General features: G+C 56.3%; 18 protein-coding genes, 1 tRNA gene and 2 pseudogenes. 4 read left to right on the top strand and 17 right to left on the bottom strand.

All coding sequences use genetic code 11. From position 1 onward, the window contains the following. Window positions 1-274: 274 nt before the first annotated feature. The 5 genes from AC1RME_RS12515 to AC1RME_RS12495 form a co-directional block, all read right to left on the bottom strand. On the bottom strand, window positions 275-1,510 hold the full coding sequence (locus AC1RME_RS12515) for a methyltransferase (protein ID WP_493091308.1): 1,236 nt from the start codon (window positions 1,508-1,510) through the stop codon (window positions 275-277). Next, window positions 1,491-2,180, bottom strand: coding sequence for an ABC transporter permease (locus tag AC1RME_RS12510; protein ID WP_007952568.1), 690 nt, complete (start codon window positions 2,178-2,180; stop codon window positions 1,491-1,493). Before AC1RME_RS12510 ends, AC1RME_RS12515 begins: the two co-directional genes overlap by 20 nt. Continuing rightward, window positions 2,177-2,872, bottom strand: a complete 696-nt coding sequence (locus AC1RME_RS12505) for an ABC transporter permease (protein WP_096821938.1) — start codon at window positions 2,870-2,872, stop codon at window positions 2,177-2,179. Before AC1RME_RS12505 ends, AC1RME_RS12510 begins: the two co-directional genes overlap by 4 nt. A 78-nt stretch (window positions 2,873-2,950) precedes the next feature. Continuing rightward, on the bottom strand, window positions 2,951-3,700 hold the full coding sequence (locus tag AC1RME_RS12500) for an ABC transporter substrate-binding protein (protein ID WP_096821939.1): 750 nt from the start codon (window positions 3,698-3,700) through the stop codon (window positions 2,951-2,953). A gap of 13 nt (window positions 3,701-3,713) precedes the next feature. After that, on the bottom strand, window positions 3,714-4,487 hold the full coding sequence (locus AC1RME_RS12495; RefSeq protein WP_007897462.1) for an ABC transporter ATP-binding protein: 774 nt from the start codon (window positions 4,485-4,487) through the stop codon (window positions 3,714-3,716). A 552-nt stretch (window positions 4,488-5,039) separates the two neighbouring features. Here AC1RME_RS12495 and gabP point away from each other — a divergent pair. Next, window positions 5,040-6,431 carry a GABA permease gene (gene gabP, locus AC1RME_RS12490; protein ID WP_096821940.1) on the top strand — a complete coding sequence of 464 codons (1,392 nt, stop codon included), beginning with the start codon at window positions 5,040-5,042 and terminating at the stop codon, window positions 6,429-6,431. A gap of 70 nt (window positions 6,432-6,501) precedes the next feature. Here the strand turns inward: gabP and AC1RME_RS12485 are convergent, their stop codons facing one another. The 4 genes from AC1RME_RS12485 to AC1RME_RS12470 all read right to left on the bottom strand — a co-directional run bounded on the left by AC1RME_RS12485 (window position 6,502) and on the right by AC1RME_RS12470 (window position 9,507). Beyond that, window positions 6,502-6,954 (bottom strand): hypothetical protein, encoded by a 453-nt coding sequence (locus AC1RME_RS12485; RefSeq protein WP_096821941.1) that lies wholly within the window; start codon window positions 6,952-6,954, stop codon window positions 6,502-6,504. Between the two features lie 6 nt (window positions 6,955-6,960). Beyond that, window positions 6,961-7,374 carry a hypothetical protein gene (locus AC1RME_RS12480; RefSeq protein WP_096821942.1) on the bottom strand — a complete coding sequence of 138 codons (414 nt, stop codon included), beginning with the start codon at window positions 7,372-7,374 and terminating at the stop codon, window positions 6,961-6,963. 30 nt (window positions 7,375-7,404) lie between these two features. Further along, the gene (locus AC1RME_RS12475) at window positions 7,405-8,379 is read right to left on the bottom strand and encodes an alpha/beta hydrolase family protein (RefSeq protein ID WP_096821943.1); all 975 of its coding nucleotides are present in this window, start codon (window positions 8,377-8,379) and stop codon (window positions 7,405-7,407) included. A gap of 69 nt (window positions 8,380-8,448) precedes the next feature. After that, complete coding sequence (locus AC1RME_RS12470; RefSeq protein WP_493071457.1) at window positions 8,449-9,507, bottom strand: PDDEXK nuclease domain-containing protein; 1,059 nt, start codon at window positions 9,505-9,507, stop codon at window positions 8,449-8,451. Between the two features lie 261 nt (window positions 9,508-9,768). Between AC1RME_RS12470 and AC1RME_RS12465 the strand changes: the two genes are divergently transcribed. Further along, the gene (locus tag AC1RME_RS12465; protein ID WP_096821945.1) at window positions 9,769-10,218 is read left to right on the top strand and encodes a hypothetical protein; all 450 of its coding nucleotides are present in this window, start codon (window positions 9,769-9,771) and stop codon (window positions 10,216-10,218) included. Between the two features lie 43 nt (window positions 10,219-10,261). On the opposite strand, the gene AC1RME_RS12460 is transcribed toward AC1RME_RS12465, so the two are convergent. Both AC1RME_RS12460 and AC1RME_RS12455 read right to left on the bottom strand, forming a co-directional pair. After that, the gene (locus tag AC1RME_RS12460) at window positions 10,262-10,573 is read right to left on the bottom strand and encodes a hypothetical protein (protein WP_096821946.1); all 312 of its coding nucleotides are present in this window, start codon (window positions 10,571-10,573) and stop codon (window positions 10,262-10,264) included. A gap of 805 nt (window positions 10,574-11,378) precedes the next feature. Next, entirely contained in the window at window positions 11,379-11,885 is a 507-nt protein-coding gene (locus AC1RME_RS12455) for a helix-turn-helix domain-containing protein (RefSeq protein ID WP_217993312.1), read from the bottom strand. A gap of 919 nt (window positions 11,886-12,804) precedes the next feature. Between AC1RME_RS12455 and AC1RME_RS12450 the strand changes: the two genes are divergently transcribed. After that, a complete protein-coding gene (locus AC1RME_RS12450; protein ID WP_096821947.1) occupies window positions 12,805-13,845 on the top strand; it encodes a DMT family transporter in 1,041 nt (346 codons plus the stop codon). A gap of 45 nt (window positions 13,846-13,890) precedes the next feature. On the opposite strand, the pseudogene AC1RME_RS12445 reads toward AC1RME_RS12450, so the two are convergent. The 3 genes and pseudogenes from AC1RME_RS12445 to AC1RME_RS12435 form a co-directional block, all read right to left on the bottom strand. Beyond that, window positions 13,891-14,085: pseudogene (locus AC1RME_RS12445) on the bottom strand (hypothetical protein); the annotation flags it as partial. Between the two features lie 296 nt (window positions 14,086-14,381). Beyond that, complete coding sequence (locus AC1RME_RS12440) at window positions 14,382-15,464, bottom strand: hypothetical protein (protein WP_096821948.1); 1,083 nt, start codon at window positions 15,462-15,464, stop codon at window positions 14,382-14,384. A gap of 708 nt (window positions 15,465-16,172) precedes the next feature. Continuing rightward, entirely contained in the window at window positions 16,173-16,958 is a 786-nt protein-coding gene (locus tag AC1RME_RS12435; RefSeq protein WP_096821949.1) for a hypothetical protein, read from the bottom strand. 323 nt (window positions 16,959-17,281) lie between these two features. Here AC1RME_RS12435 and AC1RME_RS12430 point away from each other — a divergent pair, with 323 nt between their 5' ends. After that, the gene (locus AC1RME_RS12430; RefSeq protein ID WP_096821950.1) at window positions 17,282-17,839 is read left to right on the top strand and encodes a hypothetical protein; all 558 of its coding nucleotides are present in this window, start codon (window positions 17,282-17,284) and stop codon (window positions 17,837-17,839) included. 186 nt (window positions 17,840-18,025) lie between these two features. Here AC1RME_RS12430 and AC1RME_RS12425 read toward each other — a convergent pair whose 3' ends face one another. The 3 genes and pseudogenes from AC1RME_RS12425 to AC1RME_RS12415 all read right to left on the bottom strand — a co-directional run bounded on the left by AC1RME_RS12425 (window position 18,026) and on the right by AC1RME_RS12415 (window position 18,851). Further along, window positions 18,026-18,397, bottom strand: coding sequence for a hypothetical protein (locus tag AC1RME_RS12425; RefSeq protein WP_255261956.1), 372 nt, complete (start codon window positions 18,395-18,397; stop codon window positions 18,026-18,028). A gap of 14 nt (window positions 18,398-18,411) precedes the next feature. Then, a pseudogene (locus AC1RME_RS12420) lies at window positions 18,412-18,567 on the bottom strand (Arm DNA-binding domain-containing protein); the annotation flags it as partial. Between the two features lie 208 nt (window positions 18,568-18,775). After that, a tRNA-Phe gene (locus AC1RME_RS12415) sits at window positions 18,776-18,851 on the bottom strand. Between the last annotated feature and the right edge of the window lie 37 nt (window positions 18,852-18,888).

Here is an 18,888-nt window from a genome sequence, read left to right as displayed (position 1 = left end):
AAGGGTGGTGGGCAGGCGCAATTTTCGGTTGCCGGCGTCCGTGATTCGGCGGTTATGTCCTTTTGCTTGAGGGCTTATGCACAACAGGCGTTTAATTCGACAGGCTCAGGCGGGATTTTGTGGACGGGTTCTCATTTGAATCGCAAATCCCTGTTTTACCGGTTTTTTATTCATATGAACAAAAAATGACCAGGGCTGTTAATGGCTTGAAACAGCCGTGGATATTGGATCCACGAGAAATCCATCAACAGAGTTATCCACAGGCTGTAAAGAATTAGGCGCGTTCGGCCAGCAGCAGGAAATTGCGGGGTGTGAGCGACGCTTCGCAGAAGGTGCCGAGACGTACGAAGTATCCCTGTTCGGTGAGGAAAAGTGCCCGATCAAGATTCAGCCAAAGCTCCAGCGGGCGTCGGAACAGTCCACGCATTAATTCCAGGTTGCGAACTTCGGCCAATCGCTGCCAACCGGCGGCTTCCAGTGCCGGCCAGTCTTGCTCGCCGATTGTGGATAACTCTTTCAACGCCGCCAGATCGCGGCAGAAATCGGCGAACGGCTTGTCCAGCCAGGCGCTCGGCAGGGAAGGCGTCGGGAGGTACTCGTCGATGCCCCGCACTTGCCGTTGCAGCAGATCGAAGGCCAACCGACGGGCCATGGAGGTATCACGTTGACGTCGGACGCGGGCCCCGGCAGTGACGGTTTCGCTCATCGGTAGGGACAGATCTTCCAGCGAGAGCTGTAGGTCTGATCGCGAACCAGCGGAGGACAATGCCTGATATTCAGTACGACTGATCCGGTTGTAGCAGCACGGTGCGATCGCCAATTGTCGGCAGCCAGCGTCGGAAGCCAGTTGCATCAGCCGCACATGCAGGTCGCCGCAAGCGTGCAGGGCGACGGGTGTGTGCTCGGCGTTCAGTAATAAAGCGGTGTTCGCCGCGAGCACATCCTGTTCGACATGCAGCGCATGCAGGCGATGACGCTGACTCAATGCCTGACCGCTGGCGACCAGCGCCGGGTCATATTCAAGGCATGTGAGTTGCTGGTCAGCCCCAAGCAGACGCCGGCCCAAATGACCTTTGCCCGAACACCAATCCAGCCAGTGCTTCGGTTGTGAGGCAAACGACAAACGGCTGGCGAAGGCCTCGATCTGCTGCCATTTGCGCCCCGGCACATCGACATTCAGTCGATGGCTGGAAGCTTCCAGCTCCTGTGCAGGTAATTCACCCACCGAGCTCAACTCAAGCGACAACGCCGCCAATGAAGCAAACGGCTCCGGCGCATTCAAAAGCTCGGCAGGTTGGTTATGGGCGTTTTCCGCATCTTCCAGCGACCGTCCACGTAGCCACAAGGCCAGCTCCGGGTAGAACGATTCCCAGGGCAGTTGCAGATGAGTGAACGGGCGGGGTTTCCACAGCGCCTGATGCGCCGTGAGAAATGTATCCAGTGCCGTGAAGCGGGCGAGCAGGTCCTCGCCCGTCAGCACGTAAGAAGAATCAGCGTCCCTGGCAGGCATCGACGCGCAGCCAGCGTTCCAGCAGCTTGAAACCGCGAACCAGCACGTAGGCCATTACCAGATAGAACACGCCGGCCGCGAAGAAGATCTCCACCGGCAAGTAAGTGCGGGCGATGATCGTGCGGGCCATGCCGGTCAGTTCCAGCAAAGTCACGGTACTGGCCAGGGCACTGGCCTTGAGCATCAGGATCACTTCGTTGCTGTAGGCCGGCAAGCCGATGCGCGCAGCACGCGGCAGGATGATGTAGAACAGCGCTTTCGGCCGGGACATGCCCAGCGCCCGCGCCGCTTCGATTTCACCCGGGGGAATCGCCTGGATCGCGCCGCGCAGGATCTCGGCGATGTACGCCGCGGTGTGCAGTGTCATGGTCGCGGTAGCGCACCAGAACGGATCGCGCAGGTACGGCCACATCGAGCTGTTACGCACCGCGTCGAACTGCGCCAGGCCGTAATAGACCAGGAACAACTGAACCAGCAACGGCGTGCCACGGAAAAAGAAGATGTAGGCGTAGGGCAATGCGCGCACGTACCACAGCTTCGAAGAACGGGCGATGCCCAGCGGGATTGCCAGCAGCAATCCGGCGATCACGGCGATGGCCACCAGTTCCAGGGTCAGGGTCGCGCCCTGAGCCAGTTTCGGCAGCCACTTGATGATGACTTCCCAGTTCATTGAGCGCTCCTCGCGAAGCCGCGTGCGGCGCGTTTTTCCAGGAAGTGCATGCCGGTCATGGCCAGTACGGTCAGGCCCAGGTACATGAAGGCGGCGACCATATAAAAGGTGAACGGCTGTTTGGATACGGTCACGCCGATCTGCGCGTGACGCATGATTTCTTCCAGACCGATCACCGACACCAGTGCGGTGTCCTTCATCAGGATCATGAACAGGTTGCCCAGACCGGGCAGGGCGATGCGCCACATCTGCGGCATGATCAGCCGGGTGAAGATCCGCCATTTCGACAGGCCCAGGGCCACGCCGGCCTCACGGTGGCCTTTGGGAATGGCGAGGATCGCGCCGCGGAACACTTCCGTGGCGTAGGCGCCGAAGCACAGGCCCAGCGCAATGACGCCGGCGGCGAAGGCGCTGAGTTCCAGATCGGGATTGCCGAAGAACTCACCGAGGGCGCGCATGGCGTTGACCGTACCGAAGTAGATCAACAGCACCCAGAGCAATTCCGGGACGCCGCGCACCAGGGTCGAATAAGTGCCGCCAAGCCATTGCAGCGGCTTGTACGGGGAAGTCTTGGCCAAGGCGCCGAGCAGACCGAGCACCAGCCCGAGGCACAGGGCCGAGAGTGCCAGTTTGACGGTCATCAGCGCGCCGGCGGCGAGCGCCGGGCCGAATCCGTAGAGGTCGATAATCATGGATTTCTTTTCAAATCGCGGCAGGCAAGGCCGGGGATCGGCGCCACTCTGTAGCGGCGTCGATCCGGCAGGTCAGGATCAGTAGATGCTGAACGGGAAGTACTTGTCGTTGATCTTCTTGTAGGTGCCGTCGGCAACGATTTCCTTCAGCGCGACGTTCAGCTTCTCGCGGATGGCGTCGCCTTTACGTACAGCGATACCGATCTTGTCGCTTTCTTCCACCGGGTCGCCCTTGAATTCGTAGGCTTTGCCGGCGTCGCTTTTCAGCCACTCGTAGTTGACGTATTTGTCGGCGAGGATGCCGTCCAGGCGACCGGAAGTCAGGTCGAGGTAGGCGTTTTCCTGGGTGTCGTAGAGCTTGACGGTGATGTCGTCACCGAAGTGATCTTCCAGGAAGGTGCCGGCCAGGGTCGCGCGCTGGGCGCCGATCACTTTGCCCTTCAGTGCAGCCTTGTCGGTTTTGAAGTCGACGTTTTTCGGCGCGATGAATTGCAGCTTGTTGGAGTAGTACGGGTCGGTGAAGTCCACCGCTTGCTTGCGCTCGTCGGTGATCGACATCGAAGAGATCAGGAAGTCGAACTTCTTGGCGTTCAGGGCCGGGATGATGCCGTCCCAGTCGGAAGTGACCACGGAGCACTCGACTTTCATCTTGGCGCACAGGGCATCGCCGATGTCTTTGTCGAAGCCGACGACGTTACCGCTGGCATCTTTGTTGTTGAACGGCGGGTAAGCCGCTTCGATGCCCATCTTCAGGGTCTCGGCCATGGCGCCGGCGCTGAACGCCAGGGAGACGGCGGCGGCCAGGAAGACCTTTTTGTAGTTCTGCATGCGGGTAGCTCCGTTAGCGGTTGCTGGACATGAATTGTTTGCAGCGCGCCGAAAGCGGGTTTTCAAACACCTGCTGTGGCGATCCTTGCTCTTCGACCAGGCCCTGGTGGAGGAATACCACTTCACTGGAAACCTGACGGGCGAACCCCATTTCGTGGGTCACGAGCAGCATGGTGCGGCCTTCTTCGGCCAATGCGCGGATGACATTAAGTACTTCCTGGACCATTTCCGGGTCAAGGGCGGAGGTGGGCTCGTCGAACAGGATCACCTTGGGCTGCATCGCCAGCGTGCGGGCAATCGCCGCGCGTTGTTGCTGGCCACCGGACAGTTGCGCCGGGTAGGCGTGGCGCTTGTCGGCGATGCCGACCTTGGCCAGCAGGGCTTCGGCGACTTCGATGGCTTCGGCCTTGCTCTGGCCGAGCACGCGGCGCGGGGCTTCGATGATGTTGTCGAGCACGCTCATGTGTGGCCACAGATTAAAGTTTTGAAACACAAAACCAATCTCGGAGCGCAGGCGATTGATCTGCTTGCCGTCGGCGGCAACCAGCTCGCCATTCTTGGCGGCCTTGAGCTTGAGTTCTTCCCCGGCCACCAGGATCTGGCCCTGATGCGGGTTTTCCAACAGGTTGATGCAACGCAGGAACGTGGACTTGCCGGAACCGGAGGAACCCAGGATCGAGATCACATCGCCGTCGCGGGCGGTCAGCGAGATGCCTTTGAGCACCTCAAGCTGTCCGTAGCGTTTGTGCAAGTTGCGGATTTCAAGCGCGGGCGTGGCCTCAGCCATGTGCGTTCCTCATATATGTTGCGCTCCTGCTGTTGGTTGGCCTTCCTGGCGAGGCGGCCAAGCTAGCATAGCGTTTCAATGGCAGCCAACAGCGCTTCGGGCGGTAAACGGATGGCGTGTGGCAGGTTGTCGCATCGGCGCAGCAGACTGTCGCCCCATCAACAACCGAACGGGTGTTTGAACGTTGATTCCCGTGGGTGCCGCGTAAAAAAAGGCGCGATGTTGCCACCTTTGGCGGGGTGTTGGAAGCGCTAACCGGCCGAACGTTCCTCATTCGCCCTTTTATTGTGCATCCCACACTTTTTCAGTGTGTTTCTGGTGCGCTGATTCGTTTAAAAAGTGAGTCGCAGGGTAACGCTTTGGCGAAAGGCCAGTATTCTCAAGGACTTGCGATGACTGTCCGGTCGCGCTGAAAACCGCAGGCCAGAAGAGTTTGAAACATTTTGGCGCAATTATTGCGTGCAGAATCCGGAACGCCCCGTTGGATTCTTTTTACGAGAAAGAACGCCAGACGGGACGGACTGAATCGCTTTCCTCGCAAAGGTAGTTTCAATGAGCAGTACCCAAAGCTCCAATGGCCTCGAACAGGGGCTCAAACCGCGTCATGTGACCATGCTGTCGATCGCCGGGGTGATCGGTGCAGGTCTGTTCGTAGGCTCCGGCCACGCCATCGCCGCCGCTGGTCCCGCTGTTCTGCTGGCGTACGCCGCTGCTGGCGCGCTGGTTGTGCTGGTGATGCGCATGCTCGGCGAAATGGCTGTTGCTTCGCCTGACACCGGCTCGTTCTCGACTTACGCCGACCGCGCCATCGGCCATTGGGCCGGTTTCACCATCGGCTGGCTGTACTGGTGGTTCTGGGTACTGGTGATCCCGCTGGAGGCCAACGCCGCCGCGACCATCCTGCACGCCTGGTTCCCGAGCGTGGAAATCTGGGCCTTCGCGCTGATCATCACCATGCTGCTGACGGTGACCAACCTGTTCAGCGTGAAAAACTACGGTGAGTTCGAATTCTGGTTCGCCCTGCTCAAAGTCGTGGCGATCATCGGTTTCATCATCCTCGGTATCGCGGCCATTTTCGGCTTCCTGCCGAACAGCCAGGTCAGCGGCGTTTCGCACATCTTCGACACCCAGGGCTTCCTGCCAAACGGCATGGGCGCGGTGTTGGGCGCGATCCTGACCACCATGTTCTCCTTCATGGGTACCGAGATCGTGACCATCGCGGCCGCGGAATCGAAGAACCCTGGCAAGCAGATCTCCAAGGCCACCAACTCGGTGATCTGGCGGATCGGCCTGTTCTACCTCGTATCGATCTTCATCGTTGTGGCCCTGGTGCCATGGAACGACCCGGTTCTGGCGAGCCTCGGCTCCTACCAGACTGTGCTTGAGCGCATGGGCATCCCGAACGCCAAGATGATCGTCGACATCGTGGTACTGGTCGCGGTGACCAGCTGCCTGAACTCGGCGCTGTACACCTCGTCGCGCATGCTGTTCTCCCTCGGCAAGCGTGGCGATGCTCCTGCCATGGCAACCCGCACCAACAAAAGCGGCACCCCTTACTGGGCGGTGATGCTGTCCACTGGCGCGGCGTTCCTGTGCACCTTCGCCAACTACGTGGCCCCGGCTGCGGTGTTCGAGTTCCTGCTGGCCAGCTCCGGCGCCATCGCGCTGCTGGTGTACCTGGTGATCGCGATTTCGCAACTGCGCATGCGTAAACAACGCATGGCTCGCGGCGAAAAAATCGTCTTCAGCATGTGGCTGTTCCCGGGCCTGACCTACGCGGTGATCGCCTTCATCGTGGCAGCCCTGACCATCATGCTGTTCCAGGACGCCCACCGTGTGGAAATCCTCGCGACCGGCCTGCTGAGTCTGGTCGTTGTGGCGACCGGTCTGTTGGTCGCTCGCCGTCGCAAGGCGGAAAACCGTGGTGCGGCGGTTCTGAACTGATCCGTATCGCGTAATGCAAAACGGCCGCTGTCAGTGATGACAAGCGGCCGTTTTTGTTACTGAGCGGGGTTTATTCGCTCTTCTCTTCCGGTGCATCAACCGACTGACCGTAGCTATCCAGCGCAATCCCGAAGTCGGTGATGAACTGCGGTTCGCTCAGCCAGGCCTGGGCGGTCTCGCGGTCCATGCCGTCGGCCCACATGCGGTAGTCGATCAGCATGTCGGCGGCCAGGTGGGTGGCGGCCATGCCTTCGTTGTCGGCGTTTTCCATGTCCAGCAGTTCAGGATGATCAACGATGATGAACGCCAGCTCCCGCAGCAGCGTCAGCAGCATGTCGTTGCGGCTGACGGCTTCGGCGTCGCGCATCTTGCTGAACATCGCCAGGGTGTATTCCGGGATCGGCTCGGCCAGGTGACCGAGGTCATCGTCCTGGGCCAGAGGTTTGCGGCCGACCATGCGGATCTGCTTGGCTTTGGCCTTGGCGCGTTTGGCGCGTTTCTGCTGCTTGTTAAGGGATGCCATGGGGACTCAGTTTTTCTGTTGGGTTTGTGCGGCGATTGCGTCGGACGCGGCCACATAGTCTTTCTGGAAGGCAGGCGATTCAATCCACGCCAAGGCGCCGGCCTCGTCGGTCTCGGTGGACCACTGGCGGTACTCGATCAGTGCGGCGAGGATGAAGTCCATCGCGCCTTCTTCGCCTTCCTGTTCGTACACCAGTTCCAGCAACGGGTCTTCGAGGAACGCAGCGCACATGGCCTGCTGGCTGATCTTCTCGGCGTCGATCATTTTCTTGAACAGCTCGGTCAGGTCCACCGATTCGAAATCGATGCGGTCGTCGTTCGGGTCCAGCTCGACCGGCGCTTCCGCACGTTTGGTGCGGTTCTGCTTGGCCTTGGTCTTGGCCCGGGCGGCGCGTTTTTGCTGCTTGTTGGCGGAAGCCATGGTGTGTGTTCCGTGGTGCGTTGGAGGGGTTCAGCTGCGCGGTACTTGCCGCCCCGGTGTGTCGGGGGCCAGTGCGCCGGTTTGCAGCCAGGTCAGAGCGATGGGCCATAGTGTGGCTTGGTATGCGCTGCGAAAAAAGGCGAAATGTCCGACTTCTTGTTCGCCAATGTCCTGGGGTTCGATTCGCAGGTGGATCTTTCGGGCGTTGTGGAAGTAATCGAGCAGGCGTTCGGTTGCCGGAATGGTCCCGTAAGGATCGTCGCCGATACTGATTGCCAGGGTGTTTGCGTGGACATTGGAGAAGGGCAGGCGGCCGTTTTTCGCCAGCATCGCCCGACCGCTCGGACGCTGCTCATAACGTGCGCCAGGCGTGCTCCAGTCGCGCACTACGCCCGCGGGCGTGTCTTCCAGCCAGCCGAGGCGTTTGCCCGGAAAGTAGCCACAGAGCAGCGTGACCAGTGGCATCAGCAGATGCCATTTGCCGAACATCCGCCAGCGATGCTCGGGCGCGTAATCGCGCCAGTAAGCGAATTGCGCGCCGACCATAACCAATCGTCGGATTACCTGCCCGGAGGCCCCCAGACCTGCTGCGCAGCCACCGAAGCTGTGCCCGACCACATCGATCGGCTGACCGGGAAACTCCCGCTGCGCGCGTTTGAGCATCGCTTCGAAATCCAGCGCGCCCCAGTCCGTCCACGAGGCCTGCAAATGCCTCATCGACTTCGGGCGCGACTCGCCAATTCCCCGGTAGTCATAAATGATCACGTCGAAGCCGTTGGCGAACAGATACGTCGCGAAGCGCGAGTAGTGACGGCAGCGCACGGAAGTGGCGGCGTTGATGATCACCACCGGGCGCTGTGGGGCGGGCGAAGCGTGGCGCCAGGTGAAACCACCAAGGCGATAGCCATCGGCGGCGGGCTCCTGAAAGGGTGCGTCCTGAACATCGCTTGCGAGCGCGGTTCTGTTCCGGGCATCTTCCAGTGCGTGCGTCTCTTGAAAACCCATGGCTCTCGACCTTCGCGGAGTAGCTGCCAACGATAGTCTCAGGCGGCTCGGTGAACAATCCGTCGTCGGTTAATCATCCGGCTGATCAATCAAGCGTTCTTCCAGCAGTGTGTGTTCCCGGTTTAGCTCCGCTCGTAATTCCTCTTCGCTCGGCAGCACCAGTTTGTAGCTGCTGGCGAACAGTTGTTCATTGCCCTTGAGGATTGTGTAGCGCGCAACCGATTCATTTTGTTGTGCACAGAGAATGATCCCCACCGTAGGCCCGTCGCCCTCACTGCGTTTCAGGTCGTCGTACATGCGTATGTACATGTCCATCTGTCCCACGTCCCGAGCGCTGAGTTTGCCGCGCTTCAGATCCAGGATGACGAAGCATTTGAGCAGATAGTTGTAGAACACCAGATCGATGTAAAAATCATCGTCTCCAGCGCTGATGCGTTGCTGACGGCCGACAAAAGCGAAGCCCTTGCCCAGTTCGAGGAGAAAACCCTGGAGCTGATCGATCAAGGCCTGTTCCAGTTCTGATTCCTGAAGCTTGCCCGGTGATGGCAGGCCGAGAAACTCCAGAAGGACGGGGTCGCGGATGAATTCCCGGGGATTGCTTTTCATCGCGGCAATGTTGGTCGCTGCCTCTGCATAGACGTCGGTTCTGTCTCGGCTCATCAACAGACGTTCGTAGTAGAGCGTGTTGATCTGGCGATCCAGGGCGCGGCTTGACCAGTTTTGCGTGGCGGCTTCGTTCATGTACCACTGGCGGGCTGATTCGCTTTCTATCCCCAATAGCTTGCGATAGTGGGTCCAGCTCAATTCGTGACGCAGTGCGTCACGAATTGGAAATGCCTGATAAAACAAACGCATGTAGCGAAGGTTTGAAGAATCGAAGCCTTTCCCAAAGTCCGCAGTCAGTTCTTTTGCCAACGTAGCCAGAAGTTGTTTTCCATACCCCGCCCGTCGGGCTCCCTGTTGTTCGAACTCGACAATATGTCGCCCGATCTGCCAGCAGGTCTGGACCTGAATCGTGTCGACCGTTCGCAACACTTTCTGCCGCGCCTGGCGTATCAGGTCACCCAGATCGCCCAACAGCGAATCGAGTTTTGGATCTTGCGTATCAGCAGGTTCAAGTTGGCTCATCAGGTCTTCCGGCTCAGGAGAAACAGAAGCAAGAGCATGCCAATAATTCACGGACTGGCGATGCCGGCCGTGTCTGGCTCTACCGAAGGAAGAGGGGGCGGGTTTTGCAGGATGCGACCGACGAAGATAGCGATTGGGGAATACAACGCGTAGTCCTTTTCGCATTCAAGACAACTCCCAATCAATCTAAAACCAGCCTTGCATCGCAAAATCTAAACAGGAGTAACGATTGGGTTCTGCGAGAACCCGGGAGTACTCATCATGAAACGCGTCATTTCATTCATGCTGCCGGTCGCTGCAGTGGCTGTTCTGATGTTCCCGCTCATGGCGCAGGCGAGCAGCGCCGAGCCGATCGACAGTGCCGGTGTGCAAGTCCAGCAACAACAGCAAAACGGTATCAATTACCTGTCCGGAGGGATTGGCCTGGACGAGTCGCGAGCCATTCAGCAAGCCGCCGGCTACAACCTGCACATGACCTTCTCCGTCGGCGCACAAAATCTGTACACCTCGGACGTCGACCTGGTTGTCCAGAAAGCGACAGGACAACCGGTGCTGAACCTGAGTCAGATCGGGCCGCTGGTCTATGCGCAACTGCCGCCAGGCAAATACACCGTGGTTGCCACGCGCAATGGTGAGGTGCGGCGGGACGTTGCCAATGTTGGCAGCGGCGGGGCAAGTAACCTGGTGTTCCATTGGGATTGGCATCAATAGCGTCGACCGGGACGGGGTTCGGGCTGAATCCCGTCCGTTACGATCACTTGCGTACCTTCAGGTAGATCCGTAACCCGAACAGCGCAACGCTCACCAGCAACAGGGGGACGAGGCTTTGCCACACGACTTCGAACCAGTACCTGTGCGGTTGCAGATCCCGGAGGTAAGTCATGCGCGGGCCGCGATTGGTTGTGGTGATCGAGCCACTGATCAGGCTGTCGATGATCATGTAGATCGACGCGCCAATGGCGAACGTTAACAAAAGTCCAACAAGAAGCGTCAGCCAGAACGAAGTCCGGCTCTGGCGATAGGGTGGTGGATGGGGCAGGGGGATGCGGGTTCTTTTCTGGTTCATCGACTGGATGACCCTCTTCCGTAAGGGCTGGGAAAAATATCGCGAATTCCGGCCTGCAAGAAGCGCGGGATCCAGCCTCCATCAAATCGCGGGCATAAAAAAACCCTGAATCTTGCGATTCAGGGTTTTCGGTATTTGGTGCCAGAGACGGAATCGAACGACTGTCTACTTGGCATGATTTTAAAGGGTTTTCCTTTGTTTGGTATGTAAATCTACTCACGAATCTACTTTCTTTTTCAAATGCTGCTCTGTTTTGAACCTGTCGGTGGCGACCAAAGCCATGCTGATTTCCTCTGTCGATGCCCGACGAGCGGTAGCCCCATCTTGATAAACCCGGCGCCGGTGCAAAGGCGTAGCTATATTTTTGCGGAGATGGTGGCGCTGTTTGATGCTTCCATACTCAGGTGCCTAGTCAGCACTACCCCGAATCAGGGGAGCGGATATTCCTGTCAATCGCCCGAGGTGTTTCTTTCGTTGCAAGACCGGCAAGTTCGACGGTATCGCTTGATTAATGGACAAGACAGGCGTCACTGAATTAGGTCTTGCCGTTTTATGACGCACGCAGATGATGCCGGTCTGGTTTGTAGATCCATTCGCGGATTACTAGATATCAATCCATTTCGTAAACATTTCTGACCGCAGGGATTTGAAGTTTTCCAAGTCTGAGGCGGGGAAGGCGAATCGTTCACTTGGCGACGACACGGTCTTGCGAGCAGAGCTGAGCATCTCTCTCGTCTGCTCTGTCGAGAAAAGTCACCGACCAGTGGAACGGCGCATTGCCGCTCCGCTGCGGTGGGATGGTGTTTCACGCAGGGCCATTAAGCGAAGTCTTCGTAACCAGCTGCGCTTCGTGGAAAGCCTTATCAAGAGCAAATCTTACTGATAAGGCCAAGGTGATGCTGTTGTCGGGGTTATACAGCGGGCCGTTCAGGACCGACGGAGCCCATGGAGTAGGAACAAAGTTCCGGTATCCCGGAGATACCCAATAGTCCTGAGCCGCCCGGAGTAGGCCATCTTCATCGAGGCTAAGCTCGGTTGCCAATACTGCCCATTGATGCTGGCGCAGGAGTTGCGAATAGCGCTCGGCTGCGGCCATGACGGTTGATGGTTGTACCTGGAAGCTCAAGCATACGCGAGCGAACGTCTCAAACTGGAGGGGGCTCTTACCTGCCTCCACCTTGGTCCATGCGCTGGGTGATTTCCCAATCCAGTCAGCGACTTGGGCTTGATGAATTCCTCGCTCGATGCGCAGTTCTCTGAGAAGAATCACGCAGATGCTGGTGTAGGTAGTGATTTTGGGGTAGTCGGTCATTACGGTTCTCATTGGTTGGCGATTAACGAAGAAATCCTATCATGGCGACGTCTCTATGGGAATTGCAGTGTTCCTATATTGTGTACTTAATAGAATGTTCATATTCCTGACGGGAACATTAAGCTATGAAAAACAAGGCCGCTTGACGTCAAGGGCGCGTAAAAATTGGGAGGTTAAGTAAGGAAAAAATCCAGTACCATGCACAGGAAGCCATGTATGGAAAGTCTGTTCTGGTTTTAGGTTTCTGGGGCACCTTGGTAGCTGACCGCTACAGACGGGCATGGGTCATCATCTCGGTTCGTTCCCGCTGGAGTGCGCGCAGGAGAGAGGCTCAGGAGCTTGGTGGGTTGGTCAGATGCGAAAGTCCGTCTAGAGCCTGTCTAGTATTGCCTGGCGCGCTAAGGATTTATCTGGCTCGGTATTTCACCACCCCATCCCGACAGCGTGGACCTGGCAAATGATAGAGCAGTTACCTTGACGGTAACCTCTAGGATTTTTGACGAGGCTGGTGCTGGCCAAGCTACGTGAATGCCAGCAAAGTCATGAACTACGTGGCTTTCAGCGTTCAAACTAGTGGTGGCGCCGGAGAAATCCGTCAAGACCTGTCAAAAAATCCGTCAAGGCTGGTCAAGGATAATGGCGGAGTATTTTGGGGGTGGCCGTGCGACTTTGCCCCGTAAGGGCCCGTCGCGGCCCCTACGTGTTTCTGGACAAGTAGCTATCCGGCCACCCATCCGATCTGCCGCTAGCCCGTGCTGGTTTTGACTCTTGGGCCGAGGTGCATGATTTGAGACCTCTTCGGCTGTCTAGAGCCTGTCCAGAATTCATCCGGGCGCGAATCTGCTCTTCACATAATTCTTACCCGGGCAAAGCTAAGATGCTCTCCGGTATGTAATGAGCCTGATAGGGCGGCCCCATTATGAATTTGAGTGTTCTCTACGCGTTAGTTGCAGCGGCGTTGTTCGGCGCAAGCACACCGCTCGCCAAGCTATTGGGTGTGGATACTCCGCCCATCCTGCTGGCAGGGCTGCTCTATCTGGGCAGTGGCCTCGGTCTGACCATTGTCCGCTTTGCTCGCGATCACGGCTGGCAGCGGCCCGGGCTTCCCGCTGGAGAATGGCCTTGGTTGATTGGTGCCATAGTCTTTGGGGGAGTGCTTGCTCCTGTGGCTCTCATGTTCGGCCTCACCCGCACAGCGGGGGCAACCGCGTCGTTGATGCTCAATCTCGAATCAGTCCTCACGGCGGTGCTGGCGTGGGTGGTGTTCAAGGAAAACGCTGATCGCCGGATCGTAATCGGCATGATCGCTATTGTTTTGGGCGGTATCGTTCTGTCATGGCCGCAAGAGACTGCGACCGCTCATGATTGGATTGGGCCGCTGGCGGTGGCGTTTGCCTGTCTTTGCTGGGCTATCGATAACAACTTGACCCGCAAAGTCTCTGCCTCAGATTCGCTTTTTATAGCAGGCAGCAAAGGCCTGGTGGCGGGCGTAGTCAACTGCTGCTTGGCATTGGCCATCGGTTCACAACTGCCACCCATGACCACGTTGGGGCCAATTATGTTGGTTGGGTTTCTCGGGTATGGAGTCAGTTTAGTGTTGTTTGTACTTGCCCTTCGCGGGCTAGGAAGCGCGCGCACCGGGGCGTATTTTTCCACGGCTCCTTTCCTGGGAGCGGTTATCTCGATCCTGATCCTAGGCGAGTCGGCATCGCTCATGTTCTTGCTCGCTGCCGCATTAATGGCCATCGGTGTCTGGATTCACTTGATGGAAAATCATGCTCACGAGCACCAGCATGATCCCCTCAAACACGGCCATCGCCATACGCACGACGAGCACCATCAGCATGAGCATGGCTTTGAGTGGGATGGCACCGAGCCACACAGCCACCCGCATGAGCACGCGCCGATCCGACACAGTCACGCGCATTTTCCCGACATTCATCATCGCCACAAACACTGATTGGGCTTGATTGAGTCGGTGATCCCGAAGACTGCCGGCGACGGTCAGCTCAGCGATACCCTCACGAATGAACACCTGGTTCTCGTCGAGCGTTTCGAGTGCCCCGCGCACGTTGCTGGCGATATCCGCCGATCCACGCTGTTCGACCCAGTTGGAAAGCTCCTCGATCGCGGCGCCGAGCGCGATCTGGTTATGGTTCAAGCGATCAAAAAGGCTGGCGATTAAGTTGGTGTCCGTCATGGTGTGCTCCGAGTTTTGAGGAAGCCTAGCACTGACGCCTCGATCATTGTCTTGGGCCTGACAGGGGTATGAGACGACCAAGCCCGCCTGTTTGACGGCTCCCGCATGGATAAAGCCTCAAACGCCGACTAGGCGCGGGTTTCGTCTCATGCCTGTCTCACATTCCGTCAAAGCGTGGTCAAAGTGTTTTGGTCCGGCGTTGATGCGCCTAGCTCTCGTCTTAAACTCACAAGAAGGCAGCTCTCGTTGGCTGAGACCATTTAACTGAAAAGCCCGGCGCTTGGCCGGGCTAAAATTTATTTCTTTGCCACCTTCGAAGTGCTGTCTGGCTTGGCTTGCTTGGAGGAATCGCTATATATTTCTTGGTCTGTTATTTCTGTTACTTTTTCAATTTGCGCGTTTACAATTTTGCCGTGATTGTTTTTTGTTAGCACCTTCATTAATACAACTTTGTTATTCCATTCCGCGTCTTGCAATACATCAAGTATTTGATCTGTAACCATTGCGCCATCTTTTGGAAGAGTCGCAGAAAACTCCTCGCCGCGAAGCACGTCGCGCAGTTTGAATTTGTAATGCGCGTCAACGCTGTGATCTACGCCTAAAATCTTGTATACGCCCGTTACAACATCGCCAATAGAGGCTTGGCGCTTACTGCTGCTAATTTCATTAACCGCAGCGCCTGGTAGCTTTCTACCTTGGATATTAACGGAGTCAGCATCCTTGGTTCCTGATAGAAGCTTGTCGTAAGCTTGGGCTACGTATCCTTCCATGGACTTAACTTCTGGATATTGCTCGACAGCTTTGGAATAAACTACATCCGCTCTTTCGGATTCCGGAGAGCTCTGTTTCGCTACTAGACGTAGTGTTTCAAGGCGTTCGTTGCGATCTGCCTCGTGGGTGATAGCTTGAACATCCAGCGTGCGGAGTTCCACCTTGTTATTAAGGTAAGAGTTATAGGATATTCCTCCAAGAACGAATAAGCCGATAATTAGTATCGTTTTTACTTTGTCTTTGGATTCCATTTGCATGAAAGCATCACCAATTTTATCAATTTGCTCGATGAGTTTAGCAAAGAATTCGGAGCTACCATCTTTTACTTGCAAAATAAGCTGAAGCTCTTCTCTGTCTGCATCTTTTAGATTTCGACTTGATGCGGAGTATCTTGCAAGCGCATAAGACTTGTTAATTGCTGTTTGGAGTTCAAGAAATCCTTTCATTAAATCTGGGGTGATCGTTGACTTATAGATTTCCCCCTCCACTTTCATCTCAAATCGCGGCCAGTTTTTAAATTCAACCTCTGGCAGCTTTGCTTCTCCGTCGAGAATTCTTTCAAGCAGATCTAGTGCTTCGCTGTCATTTGAGATTACTAGTGGCTTCATTGTCAGTCCTTTGCGTTTTCAGATTTTGTAAGTTGAGTAACAGCGTCAGGCTGAATTTCGTCAAGCCCAGATGGTTCTTAGCCCTAATCACCTTACAGCTTGAGCTCTGCGAAAGTCGACACCTCATAAAAAAGGATCGTTCTATCGTTTTTGCGCTATCTCGAAGCATTGCGTCGAGCAATGCGGGCGGCATTGTAGATTACTGCCCGGTGAAGTGTGCCACCACTCATCCAGCGACTGTTACTCAGTGGCGAAGGCAATGAGCAACGTGCCTTGCGTGCGTATTCACCACTTTTTGTGGAAACCGTAGAGGAAACCACTGATGGAAACCCTTTGAAATGGTGATTTTTGGCGTTAACCAGCGTGGTAACTACTTGCGGGGTTCGCATTAGCCTCGCGTAGGAGGGTGCGAACCAGAAGTGCGAACCTGGTGCTGATACGCACCGGAGGACGCGTACCTATCGTGCGTACCTGGATGCGCACCAACGCCAAACAGTTCGCTCCCACAGGCGTTTCCAGCTTCCCGCGTGCGTGAAGACACTGCGTGAATCTTGCTGGGGGCACAACTTCGCGAATCGGGCATCCTGATGGTTGTGACCGGCCCAAAGTGGCCAATGAAGGCGGTCACTGCGTCTGGTCACCGCCCGGGCATCAACCATGATCAACTCCAAACCGTGTGTACCGGAGCGGATACCGAGCAGCAATGTCCTAGAAGCCTGGCGCATGCTGCTTGGGGCCCTTCCATATAAATGCGTTGAGTACTTCCGAGAGCAGTTCTTGAAGGGCGCTCATCGAATCTGGAGACACATCGACCTCACCGTAATGCCCATCGGCCATAGTAGATCCATAATTTGAACCGTTTAGGCAGTTGAGCATGAGCACGCCGCCTCTTGGGGCGCTCACCATCCCATTGTTTATTGGCTTAAGGTCGAGGGGCTTGCCACCGACTCCCAGCGACCGGACGCGATCTTCCTGATGCTGTGCCGAGTTCCGAACTCCACGAAGGTTTGGAAAAGCTTTGGCCATTCGTTGGTGGATATCAGTTACTTGAGGTGGGACGTTTTCAGTTTTCGCCAGAACTCTTAAAAACTTGTCGAACCCGTCGAGGGCGTACAAAAAAGCCCGCGCATAAAGGAACGAGGTGTTGTACTCGAACTCTCTGGGAATAGCCCCCCCGGCCCACTGCTCCCGCTTAAAACGCACATCGGTTTCAAATCGTACTTCTTCCCAGTTTTCATGAGAGTTCATGCTTCCCTTTTCCATTTCAACGACTTGTTGAATTTCGCTACGACGCTGGGTGTCGCGTTCCCATTTCTCTTGATTCATGGTGGGAAAGGGTCGGCCCTGTTGCGAGCTCGAAAATAGGTTGAGCGCTAAATTAGCTTCAAAAAACTGCGACTGGAGATTGCGTAGCAGCCCTTCGACGCTCCAGGACCAGTCCCGATCCTCGTAATCCAACCAGGTGCCAGGAACCACGAGCTCGTAAATATACATAGACATCTCCGTATGCTTAGCGAATGTGTCGCAGTGTAGTCGGGACTTGCCCTTAGCTTTCATGGGTTGTTTCGGCAAAGGGGATTCGATGCGTCAGTGACTAGGAGGGGCGGTCACCAACGGTGGTCACCGCGCATGGTCACCACCGAGCGAACGGTCTGAGCTCATAGAAAAGGGCGGCGACCATCTCAGTTACGCGTCGAATTTCCAGCCCTCACAACTGCACGCAGTTGGAATGCATTCTTCCTGCTGACTCGATATGTTACCTCCTGGCGCCGAACATTCAGGGAGGCGCAACCGTTCAATTTCAAGGATTTCGCTACATGCAGATGGGTTTTCGATTCGCTGCGTTTTTTGCATTCGCACTGATTGCTGGCTGTGCTGGGGGGAAGCCTGTCGCGAGGGATGCGGCAGTTGTCACCGTTTCCGCGTACGGGCCGGATCTGTTCGGTAAGCACGCGCATGGTGTAGGAGGACGTTTAGATGTGCGTGAGGGAGTGGCCTCCCAGCTCAGCTTTCCACCCATGGATGTGCGCAGTTGCAACCAATCTAATACAAGCTGCTCGTTGGGTATTGGTGTCGTTGATGGGAACGCTGAAATCATCTCGGCGAGCGCAACCGGCGCAACAGTGGCAATCAACCTGAATTACCGGGTAGGTCGTAGCTACTCAGCTGACTCCAACGGTCAGCGCTTCAAGTTGGAGATACCTTCTGATGTCCATGCATTGCAAGCCAACCATGTGATCTCGAAGACAATCAATGTCGCCTACGGCGAGATCGTACATCTGCCGCTTCCATTCGGAGTGGATGTTGCAGTTTGTGCGCAGAATCAAATTGCCGGGGAAATCATCCCCGATCGGAACGTTTGTTCAATTTATTGAGAGCATATTTCCCGTCGTAGGGTGGCAACAGTGACGGTTCAATGTCACGCACTGCCACTCTCCGAGGTGTTTGCTTAAATTGGATAACAGGCCACCGGGCTGTAGGGGCAGCCTGGTGAGTTCCGCGCAGTTCGATCATAAGCGTTGGATCGGATTATTCATGCGGCCGTGAGTCGCTCCATTTTTTCAAAGTGAGCTAGGATGAATATCCGTTCCGTTTGGGGTACCGGACACTCTGAACTTCTGCACTTCCCCCACGCTCAGGTCGCCTGAAGTCTCCTTCACTGGTTGGCCGATCTGTAGAGCGCATACACCGTTGCCGTCGTCATCACCTGCTATGCCGATGATGTGACGACCCGGCTTGAGCTTGAAACTCACCGTTTCGCCTGTGTCGATTCGAGCCGCTTTCCTGCCGTCGACCAGTACCATCGCATAGCACCCGCCTGATGCCAAAAATCCCTTGTCTCGACTAACCACCAACTTCGCACCGCCCGGCACGTCAGCCTGAAAAGCGAATGTTCGCGATGCGGGTACCTGCTTCGCCGAAGCCTGGTTCACCGGTGTACTGGAGCAGCCAGCCAGTTCGCGCTGCCGTTGAAGCGGTATCGATAGCGCCACAGCTTAGAGCCGGTCGGGGTCACTTCTAGGCATAGGCCATTGGCGTCAGTCAGCCGGTATAGCTTGTCCTTCGGCTTGGCAGTACGGATGGTGGTATCTGAGAGTGGCACGCAGCCTCCTTGCAGGCCGCACCAGGCGGGCATCTTGCCGCTACGGTGTAAGTAGATTTCTAGACCGAACTGGATCTACTCACGAATCTACTCACATATGTTTGGGCTTACAAGGGAACGGTTGGGAACCGTAGAAAGCAAAAAGCCCGCACTAGGCGGGCTTCTTGTGTGCTTTCTGGTGTGCTTGGCATCACCTGAAAACGAAAGGTGGTGCCCAGAGACGGAATCGAACCGCCGACACGGGGATTTTCAATCCCCTGCTCTACCGACTGAGCTATCTGGGCAACGGGGCGCATTAAAAGGGTTTTTCGGATTTACGTC

It is taken from the genome of Pseudomonas sp. GW822-FHT03F08 (assembly GCF_058801265.1).
Note: the sequence above shows the minus strand (reverse complement) of the source record. Positions and strands in the feature narration are given on the sequence as shown.

Excerpts from the sequence above, each read along its gene's own strand:
- AC1RME_RS12515 (WP_493091308.1), bottom strand. The coding sequence starts at position 1,510 with ATGCCTGCCAGGGACGCTGATTCTTCTTACGTGCTGACGGGCGAGGAC.
- AC1RME_RS12505 (WP_096821938.1), bottom strand. The coding sequence starts at position 2,872 with ATGATTATCGACCTCTACGGATTCGGCCCGGCGCTCGCCGCCGGCGCG.
- AC1RME_RS12455 (WP_217993312.1), bottom strand. The coding sequence starts at position 11,885 with ATGACCGACTACCCCAAAATCACTACCTACACCAGCATCTGCGTGATT.
- AC1RME_RS12485 (WP_096821941.1), bottom strand. The coding sequence starts at position 6,954 with ATGGCATCCCTTAACAAGCAGCAGAAACGCGCCAAACGCGCCAAGGCC.
- AC1RME_RS12500 (WP_096821939.1), bottom strand. The coding sequence starts at position 3,700 with ATGCAGAACTACAAAAAGGTCTTCCTGGCCGCCGCCGTCTCCCTGGCG.
- AC1RME_RS12435 (WP_096821949.1), bottom strand. The coding sequence starts at position 16,958 with ATGTATATTTACGAGCTCGTGGTTCCTGGCACCTGGTTGGATTACGAG.
- AC1RME_RS12480 (WP_096821942.1), bottom strand. The coding sequence starts at position 7,374 with ATGGCTTCCGCCAACAAGCAGCAAAAACGCGCCGCCCGGGCCAAGACC.
- AC1RME_RS12460 (WP_096821946.1), bottom strand. The coding sequence starts at position 10,573 with ATGAACCAGAAAAGAACCCGCATCCCCCTGCCCCATCCACCACCCTAT.
- AC1RME_RS12465 (WP_096821945.1), top strand. The coding sequence starts at position 9,769 with ATGAAACGCGTCATTTCATTCATGCTGCCGGTCGCTGCAGTGGCTGTT.
- AC1RME_RS12495 (WP_007897462.1), bottom strand. The coding sequence starts at position 4,487 with ATGGCTGAGGCCACGCCCGCGCTTGAAATCCGCAACTTGCACAAACGC.
- AC1RME_RS12450 (WP_096821947.1), top strand. The coding sequence starts at position 12,805 with ATGAATTTGAGTGTTCTCTACGCGTTAGTTGCAGCGGCGTTGTTCGGC.
- AC1RME_RS12510 (WP_007952568.1), bottom strand. The coding sequence starts at position 2,180 with ATGAACTGGGAAGTCATCATCAAGTGGCTGCCGAAACTGGCTCAGGGC.
- AC1RME_RS12470 (WP_493071457.1), bottom strand. The coding sequence starts at position 9,507 with ATGAGCCAACTTGAACCTGCTGATACGCAAGATCCAAAACTCGATTCG.
- AC1RME_RS12430 (WP_096821950.1), top strand. The coding sequence starts at position 17,282 with ATGCAGATGGGTTTTCGATTCGCTGCGTTTTTTGCATTCGCACTGATT.
- gabP (WP_096821940.1), top strand. The coding sequence starts at position 5,040 with ATGAGCAGTACCCAAAGCTCCAATGGCCTCGAACAGGGGCTCAAACCG.
- AC1RME_RS12475 (WP_096821943.1), bottom strand. The coding sequence starts at position 8,379 with ATGGGTTTTCAAGAGACGCACGCACTGGAAGATGCCCGGAACAGAACC.
- AC1RME_RS12440 (WP_096821948.1), bottom strand. The coding sequence starts at position 15,464 with ATGAAGCCACTAGTAATCTCAAATGACAGCGAAGCACTAGATCTGCTT.